3 protein-coding genes are annotated in these 4,401 nt (G+C 64.1%); 1 reads left to right on the forward strand and 2 read right to left on the reverse strand.

Going from position 1 to position 4,401, the window contains the following annotated elements; translation table 11 throughout:
* Positions 1–630: 630 nt before the first annotated feature.
* Entirely contained in the window at positions 631–2,022 is a 1,392-nt protein-coding gene (locus tag FH041_RS02585) for an aspartate aminotransferase family protein (RefSeq protein WP_027916320.1), read from the forward strand.
* A 37-nt stretch (positions 2,023–2,059) separates the two neighbouring features.
* Here the strand turns inward: FH041_RS02585 and FH041_RS02590 are convergent, their stop codons facing one another.
* A complete protein-coding gene (locus FH041_RS02590; protein WP_140174152.1) occupies positions 2,060–3,028 on the reverse strand; it encodes a siderophore-interacting protein in 969 nt (322 codons plus the stop codon).
* A 65-nt stretch (positions 3,029–3,093) separates the two neighbouring features.
* On the reverse strand, positions 3,094–4,215 hold the full coding sequence (locus tag FH041_RS02595; protein WP_027916318.1) for a cupin-like domain-containing protein: 1,122 nt from the start codon (positions 4,213–4,215) through the stop codon (positions 3,094–3,096).
* Positions 4,216–4,401: the final 186 nt, after the last annotated feature.

A 4,401-nucleotide genomic window follows, 5' to 3' on the forward strand; every position in this document is an offset into this window, starting at 1 on the left:
AGGGTGACTGTGCGCCACCCGCGCTAATGAATACCAACTTGGTATATGCGCCTACGCTTTGAAGTTTGAAGTTTGAAGTTTGAAGTTTGAAGTTTGAAGTTTGAAGTTTGATTGGGTTGGTGTGGGTGTTGATAGAGAGCATAGTCCATTTGCGATGGCGACGCTTAATCACCTTTTCGCCCTTACGGCGAGTCACTTTTTGTCAAACGCGACAAAAAGTAACCAAAAAACGCTGCGCTCCATTCATACGGCCCCTACGCTGCGCTTCGGGGTTCCCTCACTCCGGTCTTGCTCCCGGGAGGACCGCGCTGTAGGCCCCATCCTGGGGCCCAGCGCTTGACAGGCATCCATGCCTGTCACCTCCCTCCGCAAGACCTGCGTTCGGCCTTCTGAAGTCGCGAAGATCAAGATCAAGATCAAGATCAAGATCAAGATCAAGATCAAGATCAAGATCAAGATCAAGATCAAGATCAAGATCAAGATCAAGAGCCAGAGCCAGAGCCAGAGCCAGAGCCAGAGCAAGAGCAAGAGCAAGAGCAAGAGCAAGAGCAAGCCCCCCCCTAAATCCTCCCCCCGGCCAAGCGTCTCTCAAGCGACTACCGCCCATTCGCTTGCTTGCGAGGATTCACCATGTCCACCGCTACCAGCCTTGCTCAGATCCCACCGGCCACCACCCCGCATCCCCTGTACGAATTCACCGACTCCCCGCTGCTGCACCGCCAGCAGCAACAGGAGTCCAATGCCCGTAGCTACCCCCGCCGTATCCCGCTGGCCCTCAAACGAGCCCGTGGCATCTATGTCGAGGACGTCGAAGGCCGCCAGTTCATCGACTGCCTGGCCGGGGCCGGTACGCTGGCGCTGGGCCATAACCATCCCGTGGTGGTCGAAGCCATCCAGCGCGTGCTGGCCGATGAACTCCCCCTGCACACCCTGGACCTGACCACCCCGGTCAAGGACCGCTTCGTCCAGGACCTGTTCGCCGTACTGCCCGAAGCACTGCGCCGTGAAGCCAAGGTGCAGTTCTGTGGCCCGACCGGTACCGATGCGGTGGAAGCGGCGCTCAAGCTGGTGCGCAGCGCCACCGGACGCAGCACGGTCCTGACCTTCCAGGGCGCCTACCACGGCATGAGCCAAGGGGCACTCAGCCTGATGGGGAGCCTGGGTCCCAAGCAACCCCTGGGCGCATTGCTGGGCAGCGGCGTGCAGTTCATGCCGTACCCCTACGACTATCGCTGCCCATTCGGCCTGGGCGGCGAGGCGGGCGTTAAGGCCAACCTGCACTACCTGGAAAACCTGCTGCTCGACCCCGAAAGCGGGGTGCCGCTGCCAGCAGCGGTGATTCTGGAAGTGGTGCAGGGCGAAGGCGGCGTGATACCCGCCGACATCGAGTGGCTCAAGGGCGTAAGGCGCATCACCGAGCAGGCGGGCGTCGCGCTGATCGTCGATGAAATCCAGAGCGGCTTCGCCCGTACCGGGCGCATGTTCGCCTTCGAACACGCCGGTATCGTCCCAGACGTAGTCACCTTGTCCAAAGCCATCGGTGGCAGCCTGCCCCTGGCCGTGGTGGTGTACCGCGACTGGCTCGACACCTGGAAGCCGGGCGCCCATGCCGGCACCTTCCGCGGCAACCAGATGGCCATGGCCGCAGGGTCTGCCGTGCTCGAATACCTGGTCGAGCACCGCCTGGCGGACCATGCCGAGGCCATGGGGCAGCGCCTGCGCGGGCACTTGCAACGCCTGCAGGCGGACTATTCGCAGTTGGGGGATATCCGTGGCCGGGGGTTGATGCTGGGCGTGGAACTGGTCGATCCGCACGGCACGGCGGACGCCCAGGGGCACCCGCCGGCCAACCGCGAACTGGCCCCGCGCGTACAGCGCGAGTGCCTCAAGCGAGGCCTGATCCTGGAACTCGGTGGCCGCCACGGGGCCGTGGTGCGTTTCCTGCCGCCTTTGATCATCAGCGACGAACAGGTCGACGAGGTCGCGCAGCGTTTCGCTGCTGCCGTGGCCGCGGCGGTCTGAGCCCAGCCGGGGGCCGCGTGCCCCCGGCTATACCCCTTCAGTCCAAAGTTCTGCCTGCACGCCAGTAGCCCATCAGGGTCAGCCATTGGCGCGGTAACCCGCGCTCCTTGATCAAATGACGACGGATGGCCATGACCGTGGCCGACTCGCCCGCCACCCAGGCGTGGAACGCGCTGCAGGCGGTACTGGCCTGCTCCCACAGGATGCGCTTGTCGATATCGATATCCTCCAGCCTGGCCCTGGGCACGGCATGCCCCTGGGGCAGGCGGGCCAGTTCATGCACGGCATGCAGCATGGCCTGGCCGTGCTCGCAGTTCAGCAGATCGCGTGGCAGCCAGTGCAACTCGACGCCGCTGCCATGCCGCACATCCAGGCAATCGGCCTGCAATGGCACCTCGATGAACGCCTGCACCGCCAGGTCCGGTTGCGTCACGGCCAAGGCTTCGAGGATGCCGGCAATCGCTGGCAGCGCCGTTTCATCCCCGACCAGCAGCACATTACGTACCCCTTGCGGCGGCTTCCACTCGTACCCACCAGGGTCTCCCGTATAGGCCAGATTAGGTGCCAGCATCTGCAGGCGATCACCCGGCTGCGCCTGGGTAGCCCAGGCTGAGGCAGGGCTGTTGACGCCGTGCAGGACGAAATCCACGTCCACCTCCAAGGCCTCTGGGCGCAGTGCGCGCAAAGTGTAGGTACGCATGGGTGGGCGCTGCTCGGCAGCGAGCGCGCTGTGGGCGGCCTTCCAGTGCTGGTCGGCAGGCAGTTGCGCAACGGAGCCATCGGGCGCGGGGAAGAACAGCTTCACCCGCTGGTCTGGGGCCAGGGTCGTCATCTGCGCCACGTCCGGGCCGGTGAACACCAGCCGGGTGAGCGAAGGGGTAAGGGTCAGGCGACGGCTGAGCACCAGGTCGAACAGGCGGTAGGGCTGGGCCTGGCGTGTGGCGCCGCCAATCAGACGGCGCAGGCCTTGCTGGAGGGTTTGGGTCATGCGGGCGGGGCTGGGCATGGGGCGTTCTCGTGCAGACGTCTTTGCTGAGAAACGAGCTGACGCCCAGGCAAATTAAACGCACATCACCAACCGCGACCGGCGTTCACCCAGAAGTTGACCGACAGCGACGTGGACACCGACTCCACCTGGTGGAACCAACCCTCGGGCAAAAACAGCAGGTCGCCGGCTTGCAGCACCACGCGCAGGAACGGCACATCGCGGGCGGCCGGGAAACGCTGGTAGTCGGCGGCATCGGGGTTGAAGTCGCAGCCGTCCAGGCCACCCTTAGGGCTGGTCGACCAGGTGCCCAGCGCCGGACGGTGATGCGGGGCAGCAAGAATGAACGACTTCTGCCCCCAGACTTGAGCGAACAGGTTGTCGGTGTCGTCCCGGTGCAAGGGTGTGAGCGTCCCTTTGGGCCCGATCCAGATGCGTGGCGCGATGTAGCGCGAGCGTTCGAAATAGTCGGGGAAGCGGATCAGCGCCAGGAGCTTTTCCGGGACGATGTTGTTGCCCATGTAGGCCGGGGTTTCACCCGGTTTGGCCGGGGTATCGAGCGAGGCAATGAAGTCGGCCATGGAGGTAGCGCGAAAGTCGCGGTCGGTGGAGAAGGTTTTTTTCACGTAATCGCCGTGGCGGGTGATGCCTTGCAGCTCGGCAAAGTGCGCGAGGGATGCCTCACGCCCCATGCTGAACAGCGGCCAGTCGTGCAGGGCATCGCTCATCACCACCGGCATGCCCTGGGGCAGGAACTCCCGGGCAAAACGCTCGGCTGACAGGTGCGCCCGTGGCAGGCGGGGCACCTCACGCAGCACAGGCTGCGCTGCCGATATCCGTTCGCTGATGCGCGCGGGCGTGGGGTAGCGTTGGTTCATGGCCACCTTGCTGGCCGACGTGCCTTGCCGCGCGCTGTTGATGATCTGCGGCAGCAGCGTGGCCAGGCCCATGTTGCCGGTGATCTTCAGCCGCGCACTGGCGAACAGTTCCTCGACATTGGCCGTGCCGCCCATGATCCCGAGAAAGTCGCGCTCGGCCACTTCGATGGTGACGTCCGGCGCTGCGTGGCGACCCGCACCGGTGCGGCTCTGCTCGCGCACCTCTGACCAGAATGCCCGGTCATGGGCGAAGACGAACTGGTAGACGCCCTCGATGCCCACGCCATGGGCATTGGCGAACAGCCTGCTGAGAATGCTCTGAAGGTCCACGGTCAACCCCTGTCGATCTTTCGTTGTGCAGGGTTAACGAGCGATACGCGCACCGATTTAACCGGCGCCTTACCGGCATGCGTGGCGCCAGCGCCTAAGCTGCGCGGCTAATTTTCTTGCGTCGTCCTACGTCCCGTAGGGATAGCCGAGCCAACGCTCGATACCCAACTGTATGGAAGGTCGCAG

The sequence above is a fragment of the Pseudomonas sp. SWI7 genome, from assembly GCF_006351945.1.
Taxonomy (GTDB): Bacteria; Pseudomonadota; Gammaproteobacteria; order Pseudomonadales; family Pseudomonadaceae; genus Aquipseudomonas; species Aquipseudomonas fulva.

Bases quoted from the DNA above. Each gene is read 5' to 3' on its own strand.
- FH041_RS02585 (WP_027916320.1), top strand. From the start codon at position 631: ATGTCCACCGCTACCAGCCTTGCTCAGATCCCACCGGCCACCACCCCG.
- FH041_RS02590 (WP_140174152.1), bottom strand. From the start codon at position 3,028: ATGCCCAGCCCCGCCCGCATGACCCAAACCCTCCAGCAAGGCCTGCGC.